Below are 17,675 nucleotides of genomic sequence, written 5' to 3'. Positions count from 1 at the left end.
CGCTTCACGCTGGCCCCGTCAGCGCTACACATCCCCAGTCGCCGGGGTCGGTCAGGCTCACCATCGCGGGCATAGGGCCGTTCTCGACCAGCGGCGTGTAGTCAATCTCGGCGAACGCACTGCACATCGCCGCACGCGACTTGCGCGACCATTCGGTGATCGCACGTACAGGCGCCTCGGGAATGTCACGACCAGACCTAATGCGGTCAACCTCGTTCGCCCCGTCGAGCCGGTGACGGCTGGCTGCCGATCGTGATCCCGAATCGGCCGGATTGCGGTTCCTCGCCAAAGCTTGTCGCACCCGTGCGCCCACGGCTCGGCCCGTTCAAACAGTGCCGCCGCCGGGGGCCACCACGGCTGGACCCGGGAATCGCAGCCCCAGTGCATCCGCGGCGGACAGCCGCGCGTCGACGTCGCCCTCGCCGGTGCCACGGACACTGTTGGGACACAAGCGACATATGGCCTAAAAAGCCCTATAGGACATAAAAGGACATATGGCCAAAAACGACCGATGCGGCCATATAAGGACATATGTCATATAAGGACCTATAAGGACATAAAAGGACATAACAAGCCCGGACGTCCCGGTCGAAGTAAAGTCTCTCGATTTTGGTGGAGCAATACCGGGGGTCGGCTCCCTCAGCGGATGAATAATTGACGCTCAATGTATTACCTTGCGAACCACCCAACCCGTTCGAAAGGCGTCGATGCCTATGCCCGATGTGGCTGTCGTGGGAATGTCTTGCCGCTTCCCCAGAGCGGCCGGGCCCGCCGGATTGTGGACCCTTTTATGCGACGGCGTCGATGCTGTCGGCCCCATGCCTCCCAGCCGATTACCCGGCAACCACCAGCCGTTACGTCACCAGAGTGCGGCCGACGACAGCCAAGCCCACGACGATGCCGGGTATCTGGACGACATTTCTGGCTTTGATACTTCTTTTTTCAACATCTCCCCCCGCGAAGCCAAACTTATGGACCCACGGCAGCGGCTGGCCTTGGAACTCGCCTGGGAGCTATTTGAAGATGCCTACATAATTCCAGATCACGTTAGTGAGCGTCGTGTTGGCGTCTTCATCGGCGCCATGAACGACGGCTATGGATTACTCCTTCAGCGTGACCGAGACAATCTTCTCGACCATCATTCATTCACGGGAGTAGCTCGATCAATAATTGCCAACCGCGTGTCTCGGTTCATGGATTTTCGCGGCCCGAGCTACACGATCGACTCCGGCCAGTCTTCCTCGTTGGTGGCGGTGCACCTTGCGCTGGAGAGCATCGAAACAGGTGAATCACAGCTCGCGGTAGCCGGGGGGATTCACCTGAATGTGGCCAACGAGACGGCCTTGCTGGAGCAAGGCTTCGGGGGCCTGTCACGGTCGGGACGAAGCTATGCGTTCGATTCCCGCGCCGATGGCTATGCCCGCGGCGAAGGCGGCGGCATGGTCTTGCTCAAACCACTGGCCGATGCCGTCGCCGACGGCGACCGGATCCGCGCCGTCATCCGCGGCAGCGCGGTCAACCACCTCGGTACCAGCGGCGCGACGTTGACCGCTCCCTCCACTGACGGACAGACCGATGTCATCCGCCGCGCCCACCGCTCAGCCGACGTCGCCCCTGACCACGTCCAGTACCTCGAACTACATGGCACCGGCACCCCCGTGGGTGATCCCATCGAAGCTGCCGCGCTCAATGACGTGTTCCATGGCCGACCAGCTCACGATCGGCTCCTCGTCGGCTCGATCAAGACAAACATCGGTCATCTCGGCGCCGCCGCGGGCATCGCCGGACTGGTGAAAACCATTCTTGCCGTCGAAAACGGCCTCGTCCCGAAAAGCCTGAACTACCAGCATCTCAACCCCGATATCGCGGACGAACCCTCAGATACCCAATTCGTGGTATCCGACTCGTTGACACCGTGGCCGGCGGCCGCAGGAAAACGCCTAGCCGGAGTTTCCTCCTTCGGAATGGGCGGAACAAACTGCCACATAGTCCTTTCCGATGCTCCACCGACGAAAATACCGCCCGCAGAGAGACGCAACACTCCCGCTGGCGATGCCGAGCGCCCTGGGGTGATTCCGTGGGTGTTGTCGGCGAAGTCGTCGCCGGCTTTGGCGGCTCAGGCTGGGCGGTTAGCCGAGTACGTGGCGGCTCGGCGGGAGCTTGGTGCGGCTGACGTGGGGTGGTCGTTGGCTTCTCGGCCGGTGTTCGGTTATCGCAGCGTGGTGGTGGGTCAAACGCGAGAGGAGTTGTTGGCGGGGCTAGCGGATGTGGCTGCGGGTCGTGTTGGCGTTGGTTCGGGCAGTGGGCAGGCCGCGGTGGCGGGCGAGACCAAGACGGTGTTTGTGTTTCCTGGTCAGGGTTCGCAGTGGTTGGGTATGGGCCGCCAGTTGTATGACGAGTCCGCGGTGTTCGCCGACCAACTCGATGCGGTGATCGCCGAGCTGGATCGGCATATGCGTCGGCCGTTGCTCCCGGTGCTCTGGGGCGATGACGAAGCCTTGCTGACTAGCACTGAGTTTGCTCAGCCTGCGCTCTTTGCGATTGGCGTTGCCTCCTATGGATTGATGCGTCATTGGCGGGTGCGACCTGACGTGGTGATGGGACATTCGGTCGGGGAGCTGGCGGCGGCGCATGTAGCTGGGGTGCTTTCCCTGCCGGATGCCGCGCGCTTGGTGGTCGCGCGTGGGCGGTTAATGGCTGAGTTGCCTGCCGGTGGGGCGATGGCGGCGGTGGGTGCGAGCGAGACTGAAGTGGCTTGTTTGCTGGTCGATGGGGTCGATATTGCCGCGATCAATGCGCCGGATTCGGTGGTGGTTTCTGGGGCCGTTGACGGGGTGGATGCTGTCGTCCAGCAAGCGAGCCAACGCGGCTATCGCACCCATCGGTTGGCGGTCTCGCATGGGTTCCATTCGCAGTTGATGGCGCCGATGTTCGAAGAGTTCGGCAGGGTTGCCGCCGAGTGCGTGGTGTCTGCGCCGCAGGTTCCGTTGGTGTCGAACGTGACCGGTCGGTTGGCCGATGAGGGTTTTGGTTCCGCCACATATTGGGTGGACCACGTGCGTTCGCCGGTGCGCTTTGCCGACGGTGTGGCGTGCGCGCATAAGTTGGGGGCGCGGCGGTTTATTGAGCTAGGACCCGCTAGCGGATTGTCCGCATCGATCCAACACTGCGTGGAACGCCAGGCCGCTACCGGCGGTGATGCCGACGCTGGCGATGTGGTGGCGGTGTCGGTATTGGCGAAAAACGTTTCCGAGCCGGTGGCGGTGTTGAGCGCTGTCGGGGCGTTGTTTACCGCCGGTGCTGAGGTGGATTGGGCTGCGGTGTTTTCGGGGTGTGAGGTTGAGCGGGTGGGGTTGCCGACGTATGCCTTTGAGCACACGAGGTTTTGGTTAGCGCCCCCGAAGCGAGTGGGTGATTTGGCGTCGTCGGGGCTCACCGCTGCTGGGCATGCGGTGTTGTCGGCGGTGGTGGAGGATCCGGGGTCGGGCTCGGTGGTGCTCACGGGTCGGCTCTCGCTGGATGATCAACCATGGCTTGGTGGTCATCAGGTATCGGGTGCGGTGATGTTCGCCGGGGCCGGTGTGGTGGAGGTGGTATTGCGTGCCGCTGATGCCGTGGGGTGCGAGGTTATTGAGGAGTTGGTGATTGTTGCTCCGTTGGTGATCCCCGACGGGGCGGGTGTGGACGTGCGGGTGCGGGTGGGGACCGCGGCCGAGGACGGTGCCCGCGAGGTGGGGGTGTATTCGCGGGTTGATCGTGATGATGCCGATTGGGTGCTCAACGCCCGTGGCGTGGTGGGTGTTGATGGTGGCCAGGCGCCGGTCGGTGCCCTGGGCGAGTGGCCGCCGGCGGGGGCGCAGGCTGTTGATATCGCCGGGGTGTATCCGCGGTTGGCCGAGTTGGGTTATGAGTACGGGCCGCAGTTCGCCGGGTTGGTGGCGTTGTGGCGTTGTGGTGATGAGGTTTTCGCTGAGGTCGCGATCCCCGAGGCGGCCGACAGCACTGTGGATGGGTTTGGGGTACACCCGATTTTGCTTGATGCCGCGTTGCATGGGTGGCTTGCTGCGGGGTTCGCCGCTGACGGCGAGGGGTTGCGGTTGCCGTTTGCCTGGCAGGGTGTGCGGTTGTGGGCCACCGGCGCAACAGCGGCGCGGGTGTGTATCGGTATTCGTGGTAGCGATGAGATGTCGGTGCGGTTGTTTGATGCCGCGGGGGCGTTGGTGGCATCGGTGCAGTCGTTGTCGTTTCGTGCGGTCTCGGTCGAGCAGGTCCACGCCGCCGCGGCGGGTGGTGCTGTTGGCGGTGAGGTGTTGGAGGTGGCGTGGCAGCCGGTGGCCTCCAGCCCCGGTGGTGGTGTGGGTGTGCGGGTGTGGTCGTGGGAGCAGTTCTGCGAGCGCGCTGAGACCGGCGCGACCGGTGGTGGTGATGACAGTGATGTGGTGGACGTCGTTGGGCGCCAGGCTGATCGGTTGGCGGTGGTGTGGCGTGCTGAGGGCGGTGGGGATGGTCTCGCCGAGGGCGGCGGGCAGATCGAGGCGGTCTATGAGCGGGTGCACCGGGGTCTTGATGTGGTGCAGCGGTGGTTGGCTGCCGAGTGCTCGGGTGTGTTGGTCGTGATCACCCGGGGCGCGGTGGACGATGTTAGTGATCTGGCTGCGGCGTCGGTGTGGGGGTTGATGCGGTCGGCTCAATCCGAGCATCCGGGCCAGATCGTGATCGTTGATACCGACACCGACATCAGCGACGTCGACATCGCCGCCGTGCTAGCTGCCGGCGAGCCCCAACTACTGATCCGCGACGGTGCACTCCGCGCCGCACGGCTCACCCGAATCGAAACACCACCGTTGGATGTCCCCCCACACACCGACGGTGATCGTCGTGTCGATCCTGCGGGCACGGTGTTGATTACGGGTGGGACGGGGATGGCGGGGGCGGTGTTGGCCCGTTATGTGGTGGCGGTTTATGGGGTGGGTCGGGTGGTGTTGGTGAGTCGGCGTGGGTTGGCCGCGCCGGGGGCGGCGGAGTTGGTGGCTGAGCTGGGTGCTGCGGGTGCTCAGGTGCAGGTGGTGGCTGCTGATATTGCTGATCGGGATGCGGTGGCGGCGGTGTTGGGTCAGATCCCGGACGAGGCTCCGTTGTCGGGTGTTATTCATGCTGCGGGGGCACTCGATGATGGGTTGTTGACCGATTTGACGCCGGATCGGGTGGATGTGGTGTTGCGGGCCAAGGTCGATGGGGCCTGGAATTTGCATGAGTTGACCCAGGGCATGGGTGTGGGGTTGTTTGTGTTGTTTTCCTCGGTGGCCGGTGTGGTGGGCAGTGCGGGGCAGGCCAGTTATGCGGCGGCGAACACGTTTTTGGATGGGTTGGCGCAGTATCGGCGGGGTTTGGGGTTGTCGGGGGTGTCGGTGGGGTGGGGGTTGTGGGAGCAGTCCAGTGCGATGACGGCGCATCTGGGTGCCGCCGATGTGGCGCGGATGGGCCGGTCTGGGGTGGCCGCGATGAGCAGCCAGGTGGCGGTGGAGTTGTTTGACCGGGCGGTGGCCTTGGATCGGCCCGCGGTGGTGGCTGCGCGGATGGACACGGCGGTGTTGGGGTCGTTGGCTCGTTCGGGTGTGTTACCGGTGTTGTTGGGGCAGTTGGTGTCTGCTGCTGCGCGTCGTGGCGTGGCTGCCGGTGCTGATGGCGCGGGGTCGTCGTCGGTGTTGGCGACGCGGTTGGCGGGGATGTCTGCTGAGCAGTGTCGTGGTGAGGTTCTGGAGTTGGTGTGTTCGCATGCCGCGGGGGTGTTGGGTTGTGGCGGGGCCGCGGATGTGGATAGTGCTCAAGCGTTTCGGGACTTGGGTTTTGATTCGCTCAGTGGTGTTGAGTTGCGTAACCGGCTCAAGGCTGCCACTGGGGTGGCGCTGTCGGCAACGGCGGTGTTTGATTATCCGACGCCGGTGGTGTTGGCGGGGTTTTTGGTGGATCAGGTGCGGGGGCGGGGTTCGGTGGCTGCTCCGGTGGTGGGTCGGGTGGTGGGGGTTGGTGTGGATGAGCCGGTGGCGGTGGTGGGGATGGGGTGTCGGTATCCGGGTGGGGTGGGTTCTGCGGAGGGTTTGTGGGATGTGGTGGTGGGTGGTCGGGATGTGATTGGTGATTTTCCGGGTGATCGGGGTTGGGATGTGGGGGGGTTGTTTGATGCTGATCCTGATGTGGTGGGGAAGTTTTATAACCGTCATGGTGGGTTTTTGGATGATGCGGCGGGTTTTGATGCGGGGTTTTTTGGGGTGTCGCCGCGGGAGGCGTTGGCGATGGATCCTCAGCAGCGGTTGTTGTTGGAGGTTTCCTGGGAGGCCTTAGAAGCTGCCGGTGTAGACCCGCTTGCCCTGCGCGGCAGCGCCGTCGGGGTGTTCATGGGTGTGATGGCCAACGAGTACGGATGGGGCACCGAAGAGGCTCAGTGGTATGCGAGCACGGGTCAGGCAGTCAGTGTGGCCTCGGGGCGCATCGCCTATGCATTGGGACTAGAGGGCCCGGCGGTGACGGTGGACACGGCATGTTCGTCGTCGTTGGTGGCGCTGCACTTGGCAGCTCAGTCATTGCGCGCCGGCGAGTGCGACGTGGCACTGGCCGGCGGGTCAACGGTATTGACCAGTTTGACGCCGTTCGTGACGTTTAGCCGCCAACGCGGACTGTCCGTCGACGGACGGTGCCGAGCTTTTGCTGATACGGCCAACGGTACCGGCTGGTCTGAAGGCGCCGGGGTGTTGATGTTGCAGCGGCTTGCTGATGCGCGCCGGGATGGTCGGCACGTACTGGCGGTGATTCGCGGCAGCGCGGTCAATCAGGATGGGGCCTCCAACGGATTAACCGCTCCGAACGGTCCGGCGCAACAGAAGGTGATCACTGCAGCGCTCGCTGATGCGGGCATCACTGGCGCGGATGTGGATGCGGTGGAGGCCCATGGTACGGGCACCACATTGGGTGATCCCATTGAGGCGCAGGCGTTATTGGCGACGTATGGGCAAGGCCGGGGTCATGATCGGCCGTTGTGGCTGGGCTCGATCAAATCGAATATGGGACATACCCAAGCCGCCGCGGGGGTGGCCGGGGTGATCAAGATGATCGAGGCAATGCGCCATGAGGTATTGCCGCTGACGCTGCATGTGGATGCGCCGACTTCGCATGTGGATTGGTCCGCGGGTGCGGTGCGGCTGCTAACCGAAGCGCAGCCATGGCCGGTGACCCAGGGGCGGCCGCGTCGGGCAGGCGTGTCGTCGTTCGGTATTTCCGGCACGAATGCGCACGTGATTCTCGAAGAGCCTTCGTTAGGGGTAGACGCCAGTAGTGATGCTGCGGAGGCGGCGGATGAGGGGTCACCACAGGCGCCGCTACAGCGTTGTGGGGTGGTTCCGTGGGTGTTGTCGGCGAAGTCGGCGCCGGCTTTGGCGGCTCAGGCTGGGCGGTTAGCCGAGTACGTAGGGACTCGGCCGGAGCTTGGTGTGGCCGATGTGGGGTGGTCGTTGGTTTCTCGGTCGGTCTTTGGTTATCGCGGTGTGGTGCTGGGTCAGACGCGTGAGGAGTTGTTGGCGGGGCTAGCGGATGTGGCTGCGGGCCGTGTTGGCGTTGGTTCGGTCAGTGGGCAGGCCGCGGTGGCGGGCGAGACCAAGACGGTCTTCGTGTTTCCCGGTCAGGGTTCGCAGTGGTTGGGTATGGGCCGCCAGCTGTATGACGAGTCCGCGGTGTTCGCCGAGCAACTCGATGCGTGTGGCGCCGCGTTAGCAGAGTTCGTGGACTGGTCGCTGATGGATGTGATCGCCGGGCGCCCGGATTGTCCGGGGTTCGATCGCGTCGATGTGGTGCAACCGGTGTTGTGGGCGGTCATGGTGTCGCTGGCTCGGTTGTGGGCTTCGATGGGTGTGGTAGCTGATGCGGTGGTTGGGCATTCACAGGGTGAGATCGCAGCGGCGTGTGTCGCTGGGGCGTTGTCGCTTCGTGATGGGGCCAAGGTGGTGGCGCTGCGTTCCCGGGCGTTACTGGATTTGGCGGGTTGCGGGGCGATGGTGGCATTGGGCTGCGATATCGCGCGCGGGCGCGAACTGATCGCGGAGTTCGGGGATGCGTTGGGCATTGCTGCGGTTAACGGTCCCGAAGCCGTGGTGGTCTCTGGTGCTATCGATGCTGCCGAGCAGCTGATGGCGCGGTGCGCCCGAGACGGGGTGCGGTGTTCTCGGATCGATGTCGACTACGCTTCGCATTCATCCCAGGTTGCTCAGATCCGCGACCGGATCACGGATGCTGTGGCCGATATTGAGCCGCGTTCTTCCTCTGTGGAGTTTTTCTCCTCGGTGAGTGGGGATCTCGTCGATACCGCCGGACTCGGTGCGGACTACTGGTATCGCAATCTGCGGGAAACAGTGGCGTTTGAGTCCGCGGTGCGCGCCGCCCATGAGCGTGGGTGTGATGCGTTCATTGAGGTTAGCCCGCATCCGATTTTGTTGGCCGGTATTGAGGATGTGCTCGCGGCCGACGGTGGCGACGTCGGTGGGGATGCGGTCGTTGTTGCGTCGTTGGGGCGTGATGACGGGGGGCTGCAGCGGTTTATGCGTTCAGTCGCTCAGGCCTATGTTGCTGGTGCTGAGGTGGATTGGGCTGCGGTGTTTTCGGGGTGTGAGGTTGAGCGGGTGGGGTTGCCGACGTATGCCTTTGAGCACACGAGGTTTTGGTTAGCGCCCCCGAAGCGAGTGGGTGATTTGGCGTCGTCGGGGCTCACCGCTGCTGGGCATGCGGTGTTGTCGGCGGTGGTGGAGGATCCGGGGTCGGGCTCGGTGGTGCTCACGGGTCGGCTCTCGCTGGATGATCAACCATGGCTTGGTGGTCATCAGGTATCGGGTGCGGTGATGTTCGCCGGGGCCGGTGTGGTGGAGGTGGTATTGCGTGCCGCTGATGCCGTGGGGTGCGAGGTTATTGAGGAGTTGGTGATTGTTGCTCCGTTGGTGATCCCCGACGGGGCGGGTGTGGACGTGCGGGTGCGGGTGGGGACCGCGGCCGAGGACGGTGCCCGCGAGGTGGGGGTGTATTCGCGGGTTGATCGTGATGATGCCGATTGGGTGCTCAACGCCCGTGGCGTGGTGGGTGTTGATGGTGGCCAGGCGCCGGTCGGTGCCCTGGGCGAGTGGCCGCCGGCGGGGGCGCAGGCTGTTGATATCGCCGGGGTGTATCCGCGGTTGGCCGAGTTGGGTTATGAGTACGGGCCGCAGTTCGCCGGGTTGGTGGCGTTGTGGCGTTGTGGTGATGAGGTTTTCGCTGAGGTCGCGATCCCCGAGGCGGCCGACAGCACTGTGGATGGGTTTGGGGTACACCCGATTTTGCTTGATGCCGCGTTGCATGGGTGGCTTGCTGCGGGGTTCGCCGCTGACGGCGAGGGGTTGCGGTTGCCGTTTGCCTGGCAGGGTGTGCGGTTGTGGGCCACCGGCGCAACAGCGGCGCGGGTGTGTATCGGTATTCGTGGTAGCGATGAGATGTCGGTGCGGTTGTTTGATGCCGCGGGGGCGTTGGTGGCATCGGTGCAGTCGTTGTCGTTTCGTGCGGTCTCGGTCGAGCAGGTCCACGCCGCCGCGGCGGGTGGTGCTGTTGGCGGTGAGGTGTTGGAGGTGGCGTGGCAGCCGGTGGCCTCCAGCCCCGGTGGTGGTGTGGGTGTGCGGGTGTGGTCGTGGGAGCAGTTCTGCGAGCGCGCTGAGACCGGCGCGACCGGTGGTGGTGATGACAGTGATGTGGTGGACGTCGTTGGGCGCCAGGCTGATCGGTTGGCGGTGGTGTGGCGTGCTGAGGGCGGTGGGGATGGTCTCGCCGAGGGCGGCGGGCAGATCGAGGCGGTCTATGAGCGGGTGCACCGGGGTCTTGATGTGGTGCAGCGGTGGTTGGCTGCCGAGTGCTCGGGTGTGTTGGTCGTGATCACCCGGGGCGCGGTGGACGATGTTAGTGATCTGGCTGCGGCGTCGGTGTGGGGGTTGATGCGGTCGGCTCAATCCGAGCATCCGGGCCAGATCGTGATCGTTGATACCGACACCGACATCAGCGACGTCGACATCGCCGCCGTGCTAGCTGCCGGCGAGCCCCAACTACTGATCCGCGACGGTGCACTCCGTGCGGCACGGCTCACCCGAATCGAAACACCACCACTAGACGCCCCCAAACACGCCAATGGCCTATGGCGGTTAACGGCCACAGGGTCGGGCCGTCTTGAAGACCTGGTTTTGCAGCCCTATCCGGAGGCCGGAGCTGCGTTGGCCGAGGGACAAGTACGGGTAGCGATTCGGGCCGCCGGAGTCAATTTCCGCGATGTGCTGGTCGCGTTGGGAATGTATCCGGGTGCCACACCTCAGGTCGGTATTGAAGGTGCGGGGACAGTTGTCGAGGTCGGGCCCGGGGTGGTGGGCGTGTCGATCGGTGACCAAGTGATGGGACTGATCGAAGGCGCCGGCCCCGTGGTGGTTGCTGACCATCGCATGTTGGCTCCGATCCCGCAAGGCTGGTCAGTTACGCAAGCTGGCGCTGCACCGGTGGTGTTCCTGACCGCCTACTACGGTCTGGCTGATCTTGGCCGGCTGCAACCGAGCGAGTCAGTGTTAATCCATGCCGGTGCCGGCGGAGTGGGCATGGCCGCGATCGCCCTGGCCCGCTATTGGGGCGCAGAAGTATTCGCCACCGCAAGCAGCACAAAGCACCACGTGTTGCACGGCATGGGACTTGATGAGGATCACATCGGTGATTCACGGACCCTGGACTTCGAGCAGAAGTTTATGGCCGCCACGCACGGGCGCGGGGTTGATGTAGTGCTCGACTGTTTGGCGGGCGAGTTCGTCGACGCCTCCCTACGCTTGTTGACCAATGGGGGCCGATTCATCGAAATCGGCAAAACCGATATTCGCGATCCTGCGGAGATTGCTCAGCGGCATCCGGGGGTGTGGTACCAGGCGTTCGATCTGTTACAGCTTGGCCTCGAACGGATCCAACAAATGTTGGCGAAGTTGAGCAGCCTATTTGATAGCGGTGTTCTCCAGCCGCTTCCCGTGCGTACTTGGGATATGTGTGCTGCCCCGGAGGCGTATCGATTTGTTAGCCAAGCCCGCCATATCGGCAAGGTCGTGTTGACCCCGCCGGGGTCGTCATGGGCTTCCGGCACGGTGTTGATTACGGGTGGGACGGGGATGGCGGGGGCGGTGTTGGCCCGTTATGTGGTGGCGGTTTATGGGGTGGGGCGTGTGGTGTTGGTGAGTCGGCGTGGGTTGGCCGCGCCGGGGGCGGCGGAGTTGGTGGCTGAGCTGGGTGCTGCGGGTGCTCAGGTGCAGGTGGTGGCTGCTGATATTGCTGATCGGGATGCGGTGGCGGCGGTGTTGGGTCAGATCCCGGACGAGGCTCCGTTGTCGGGTGTTATTCATGCTGCGGGGGCACTCGATGATGGGTTGTTGACCGATTTGACGCCGGATCGGGTGGATGTGGTGTTGCGGGCCAAGGTCGATGGGGCCTGGAATTTGCATGAGTTGACCCAGGGCATGGGTGTGGGGTTGTTTGTGTTGTTTTCCTCGGTGGCCGGTGTGGTGGGCAGTGCGGGGCAGGCCAGTTATGCGGCGGCGAACACGTTTTTGGATGGGTTGGCGCAGTATCGGCGGGGTTTGGGGTTGTCGGGGGTGTCGGTGGGGTGGGGGTTGTGGGAGCAGTCCAGTGCGATGACGGCGCATCTGGGTGCCGCCGATGTGGCGCGGATGGGCCGGTCTGGGGTGGCCGCGATGAGCAGCCAGGTGGCGGTGGAGTTGTTCGATCGGGCGGTGGCCTTGGATCGGCCCGCGGTGGTGGCTGCGCGGATGGACACGGCGGTGTTGGGGTCGTTGGCTCGTTCGGGTGTGTTACCGGTGTTGTTGGGGCAGTTGGTGTCTGCTGCTGCGCGTCGTGGCGTGGCTGCCGGTGCTGATGGCGCGGGGTCGTCGTCGGTGTTGGCGACGCGGTTGGCGGGGATGTCTGCTGAGCAGTGTCGTGGTGAGGTTCTGGAGTTGGTGTGTTCGCATGCCGCGGGGGTGTTGGGTTGTGGCGGGGCCGCGGATGTGGATAGTGCTCAAGCGTTTCGGGACTTGGGTTTTGATTCGCTCAGTGGTGTTGAGTTGCGTAACCGGCTCAAGGCTGCCACTGGGGTGGCGCTGTCGGCAACGGCGGTGTTTGATTATCCGACGCCGGTGGTGTTGGCGGGGTTTTTGGTGGATCAGGTGCGGGGGCGGGGTTCGGTGGCTGCTCCGGTGGCGGGTCGGGTGGTGGGGGTTGGTGTGGATGAGCCGGTGGCGGTGGTGGGGATGGGGTGTCGGTATCCGGGTGGGGTGGGTTCTGCGGAGGGTTTGTGGGATGTGGTGGTGGGTGGTCGGGATGTGATTGGTGATTTTCCGGGTGATCGGGGTTGGGATGTGGGGGGGTTGTTTGATGCTGATCCTGATGTGGTGGGGAAGTTTTATAACCGTCATGGTGGGTTTTTGGATGATGCGGCGGGTTTTGATGCGGGGTTTTTTGGGGTGTCGCCGCGGGAGGCGTTGGCGATGGATCCTCAGCAGCGGTTGTTGTTGGAGATTGCGTGGGAGACGTTTGAGTCGGCGGGTATTGATCCGGAGTCGTTGCGGGGTAGTGATACTGGTGTGTTCGCGGGGGTGATGGGTTCGCAGTATGGGTTTGGTGGTGGGGCGGCGGTTGAGGGGTATGTGGTTACGGGTGGGGCGGGCAGTGTGGCGTCGGGGCGTATTGCGTATGTGTTTGGTTTAGAGGGTCCGGCGGTGTCGGTGGATACGGCGTGTTCGTCGTCGTTGGTGGCGTTGCATCAGGCGTGTCAGTCGTTGCGGGTTGGTGAGTGTTCGTTGGCGTTGGCGGGTGGGGTGACGGTGATGGCGACGCCGGTGACGTTTGTGGAGTTTTCTCGGCAGCGGGGGTTGTCGGTGGATGGGCGGTGTAAGGCGTTTGCTGCTGGTGCTGATGGGACGGGGTTTTCTGAGGGTGTGGGGTTGGTGTTGTTGGAGCGGTTGTCGGATGCGCGTCGGTGTGGGCATGAGGTGTTGGGGGTGATTGGGGGTAGTGCGGTCAATCAGGATGGGGCGTCGAATGGTTTGACGGCGCCGAATGGGCCTTCGCAGGAGCGGGTGATTCGTTCGGCGTTGGCGTGTGCGGGGGTGAGTGGTGTGGATGTGGATGTGGTGGAGGCTCATGGTACGGGGACGACGTTGGGTGATCCTATTGAGGCGCAGGCGATTTTAGCGACGTATGGGCAGGGTCGGGAGTGGGATCGGCCGTTGTGGTTGGGGTCGGTGAAGTCGAATATGGGTCATACTCAGGCTGCTGCGGGGGTGGCTGGGGTGATCAAGATGATCGAGGCGTTGCGTCATGAGGTGTTGCCGGTGACGTTGCATGTGGATGCGCCGAGTCCGCATGTGGATTGGTCGGTGGGTGCGGTGCGGTTGTTGACCGAGGCGCAGCCGTGGCCGCGGGTTGAGGGGCGGGTGCGTCGGGCGGGGGTGTCGTCGTTCGGTATTTCGGGGACGAATGCGCATGTGATTGTGGAGGAAGCGCCGGCGGTGCCCGCCGATAGTGATGGTGGTCTTGATGGTGTGGGTGTGGGTGTGGGTGAGGTGGTGTGGGTGGTGTCGGCGAAATCTGAGGCGGCGTTGGGTGCGCAGGCGGCTCGGTTGGCGCGGTATGTGGGGGCTCGACCGGAGTTGGGTGTGGCTGATGTGGGGTGGTCGTTGGCGACGGGTCGGGCTGGTTTGGGGTATCGGGGTGCGGTGGTGGGTGATACGCGTGAGGAGTTGTTGGCGGGGTTAGCGGCGTTGGCGGGTGGGGGTTGTGGTGGTGGGGTGGTTACGGGTCGGGTGGTGGAGGGTAAGACCGCGTTTGTGTTTGCTGGTCAGGGGTCGCAGCGGGTGGGTATGGGTTCTGAGTTGTATCGGTCGTATGGGGTGTTTGCTGAGGCGTTGGATGCGGTGTGTGCGGAGTTTGATGGGCATTTGGATCGTTCGTTGAAGGAGGTGTTGTTCGCGTCGGAGGGTTCGGCGGATGCGGGGTTGATTGATCAGTCGGCGTTTACGCAGCCGGCGTTGTTTGCGGTGGAAGTGGCGTTGTATCGGTTGCTGCAGTCGTGGGGGATCGTGGCGGATTATTTGATTGGTCATTCGTTGGGTGAGTTGGTTGCTGCGTATGTGGCTGGGGTGTTGTCGCTGTCGGATGCGTGTGTGTTGGTGGCGGCGCGGGGGCGGTTGATGGGTGGGTTGGCTGGTGGTGGGGCGATGGTGGCGGTGGCCGCGGGTGAGGATGAGGTCCGCGCGTCGTTGGGGTCTTTTGGGGGGCGGTTGTCGGTGGCGGCGTTGAATAGTCCGGTCTCGACGGTGGTTTCTGGTGATGAGGATGCGATCGAGGAGTGGCTGAGGCAGTGGCAGGACCGTAAGACGACGCGGTTGACGGTTAGTCATGCGTTTCATTCGGCGCGGATGGATCCGATGCTTGCTGAGTTCGGTGCGATCGCGGAGAAGCTGACGTTTCATGCGGCGCGGATTCCGATGGTGTCCAACGTTACTGGTGGGTTGGCTACTGCTGCTGAGTTGGGTTCGGCTCAGTATTGGGTGCGGCATGTGCGTGAGGCGGTGCGGTTCGTTGATGGGGTGGGTGCGCTTGCTGATGTTGGGGTGAGCAGGTTTGTGGAGATCGGTCCGACGGGTCCGTTGAGCGCGATGGTGCGTGATTGCCTTGGTGATGCGCCGGCGTTGTGTGTGTCGGTGTTACGGGGTAATCGGTCTGAGACACAGGCGGTGACGCAGTGTGTGGCGGAGGCGTTTGTTGCCGGTGTTGGGGTGGATTGGTCGTCGGTGTTTGGGTCGTGGGGTCCGCGGCGGGTGGGGTTGCCGTCGTATGCGTTTGAGCATCAGCGTTTTTGGTTGGATTCTTCTCGGGGTGGTGTGGGGGATTTGGGGTCGGTGGGTTTGGCTGGTGTGGGGCATCCGTGGTTGGGGGTGGGGGTGTGTCTTGGTGGTGAGCGGGGTTGGTTGTTTAGTGGGCGGGTTGGTTTGGATACCCATCCTTGGTTGGCTGATCATGCGGTGTTGGGTGTGGTGTTGTTGCCGGGTACTGGGTTTGTGGAGATGGTGTTGGCGGCGGGGGCGCGGGCGGGGCTGGATTGTGTTGATGAGTTGGTGTTAGAGGCGCCGTTGGTGCTGTCTGAGGGTGTTGGGGTGGCGTTGCAGGTGTTGGTGGGTGGTGTTGATGATGCGGGGTGTTGTCGGGTTGATGTGTATTCGCGTCCGGAGACCGCCAGTGGTGGTGGGGGTGAGCAGGGTTCGTGGGTGCGTCATGGGACGGGGGTGCTCAGCGCTGGTGGTGCTGCTGCTGGTGCTGCTGCTGCTGGTGGTGGTGGGTTGTTGGGGGGGCAGTGGCCGCCGGTGGGTGCGCAGGTGGTTGATGTTGATGTGTTGTATGAGGGGTTGGCCGAGGCGGGGTTTGAGTATGGGCCGGCTTTTCAGGGGGTGCGTGGGGTGTGGCGTCGTGGTGAGCAGACGTTTGTTGAGGTCGCGTTGAGTGGTGATGGTGGTGATGAGGGGGCGGGTTTTGGGGTGCATCCGGCGTTGTTTGATGCGGTGTTGCATCCGGGTGCGGCGTTGATGATGCAGGGGTTGGCGGAGGGTCAGGTGGGGTTGCCGTTCGCGTGGCGTGGGGTGTGGTTGGGGTCGGGTGGTGTTTCGGTGTTGCGGGTTGTGTTGGAGGGTAGTGGTTCTGGTGGGTTGCGGATTGTGGGGGTTGATGAGTCGGGGGCGGCGGTGTTGGGTGTGGAGTCGTTGGATGTGCGTCCTGTTGATGCGGCGGGGTTGGCTCGTGTGGGTGGCGAGTCGGTGGAGTCGTTGCATGCGGTGGGGTGGGTGGCGGTGGATGCTGCGCAGCCGGTGTCGTCGGTGGTGGTTGTTGGTGGTGGGCCGGTTGATTTGGTGGGTGTGCTGGGTGGGCAGGTGGCGTGGTATCCGGATGTGGCGGGGTTGGTGGAGGCTGTTGGTGGTGGTGGGTCGGTGCCGCAGGTGGTGGTGATGGCTGCGCCGGTGGCGGGTGCGGGTGAGGTGGCTGGGTGTGTTCGTGAGGGGGTGTATGGGACTTTGGAGTTGGTGCAGGCGTGGTTGGCTGAGCCGGCGTTGGTGGCGTCGCGGTTGGTGTTGGTCACTCGTGGTGGGGTCGGGGTTGGTGAGGGTCAGACACCGGATTTGGTGGTTGCGGCCGTGGATGGGTTGGTGCGCAGTGCGGTTGGTGAGCATCCTGGCCGGTTCGGGTTGGTTGATCTTGATGATGATGGTGGTGATGGTGGGGTGGGGTTGCGTGCGGCGTTGGGGGTGGTGGATGAGCCGCGGGTAGCGGTTCGTGGGGGGGTGGTGTTGGCGCCGCGGTTGACGCGGGTGTCGACGCAGTTGCCGCAGTCGGGTGTGGGGTCGGTGTTCGATCCCCAGGACACGGTGTTGATTACCGGGGGTACTGGGGTGTTGGGTATGGCGTTGGCTCGGCATTTGGTCGTTGAGTATGGCTGCGGGCATGTGGTGTTGGTGAGTCGGCGGGGAGCCGCGGCGGTCGGTGTTGATCAGTTACGTGGTGAGTTGGCTGAGCATGGGTGTCGGGTGGAGATCGTTGCTGCTGATATCGCTGATCGTGACCAGCTGGGTGCTGTGGTCGGTGCGATTAGGGCGCAGCATCGGCTGGGTGCGGTGGTCCATGCTGCGGGGGTGCTCGCTGATGGGGTCATCGAGTCGATGGATCGTGAGCAGGTTGAGCAGGTGTTGGGTGTGAAGGTGGATGCTGCGTGGGCGTTGCATGAGTTGACTGCGGATATGGGGTTGTCGGCGTTTGTGTTGTTTTCCTCGGCGGCGGGGATATTCGGCAGTGCGGGGCAGGCGAACTACGCGGCGGCGAATGCGTTTTTGGATGGGTTGGCGCAGTATCGGCGGGGTTTGGGGTTGTCGGGGGTGTCGTTGGCGTGGGGATTGTGGGAGCAGGCCAGCGCGATGACCGGCCAGCTTGGTCAGGTGGATCAGGCCCGTATCGAGCGGATGGGTCTACGGGCGATGACTACTGGGCAGGGTTTGGGGTTGTTCGATCTGGCGTGTGGGCGTGCTGAATCGGTGTTGGTGCCCGCGGTGTTCGATCACGCGGTGTTGCGTGCGCAGGCCCGGGCGGGAACGTTGCCGGTGTTGTTGGGTGGCCTGGTCCGGACACCGGTCAAACGTGGCCGTGTTGCCACGTTGGCCCAACGCCTCGCGCAGACACCGGAAACCGAGTGGGACGACGTGGTGTTGGCTGAGGTACGCACCCAGGTCGCCGCGGTGCTCAACCATCCCAGCCCGCTAGACATCGACCCCAACACGGCCTTCACCGAGATCGGTCTGGACTCACTAAGCGCGGTCGAGCTACGCAACCACCTCACCGAAGCCACCGGCCTACCCCTACCCACCACCACCGTATTCGACCACCCCAACCCCACCGAACTAGCCACCTACCTCCACACCCACCTCTCAAAAACACCCATAGACGGACGCGACCAAAACGGTGACCGAAACAGTCATCCGATAATGCGCATCCGACAGAACGGCGGATTAACCACCGCTACAACAGGTCTTGCGAACGGCAAGACCCTAGGTGATCTC

The 17,675-nt window shown here is 63.7% G+C and carries 1 pseudogene; it reads left to right on the top strand.

What is annotated here, in order from left to right:
- Window positions 1-707: 707 nt before the first annotated feature.
- Window positions 708-17,519: pseudogene (locus F6B93_RS23855) on the top strand (SDR family NAD(P)-dependent oxidoreductase); the annotation flags it as partial.
- Window positions 17,520-17,675: the final 156 nt, after the last annotated feature.

Source organism: Mycobacterium spongiae, from assembly GCF_018278905.1.
Lineage (GTDB): Bacteria > Actinomycetota > Actinomycetes > Mycobacteriales > Mycobacteriaceae > Mycobacterium > Mycobacterium spongiae.
This window is presented reverse-complemented; position numbering and strand designations above follow the sequence as displayed.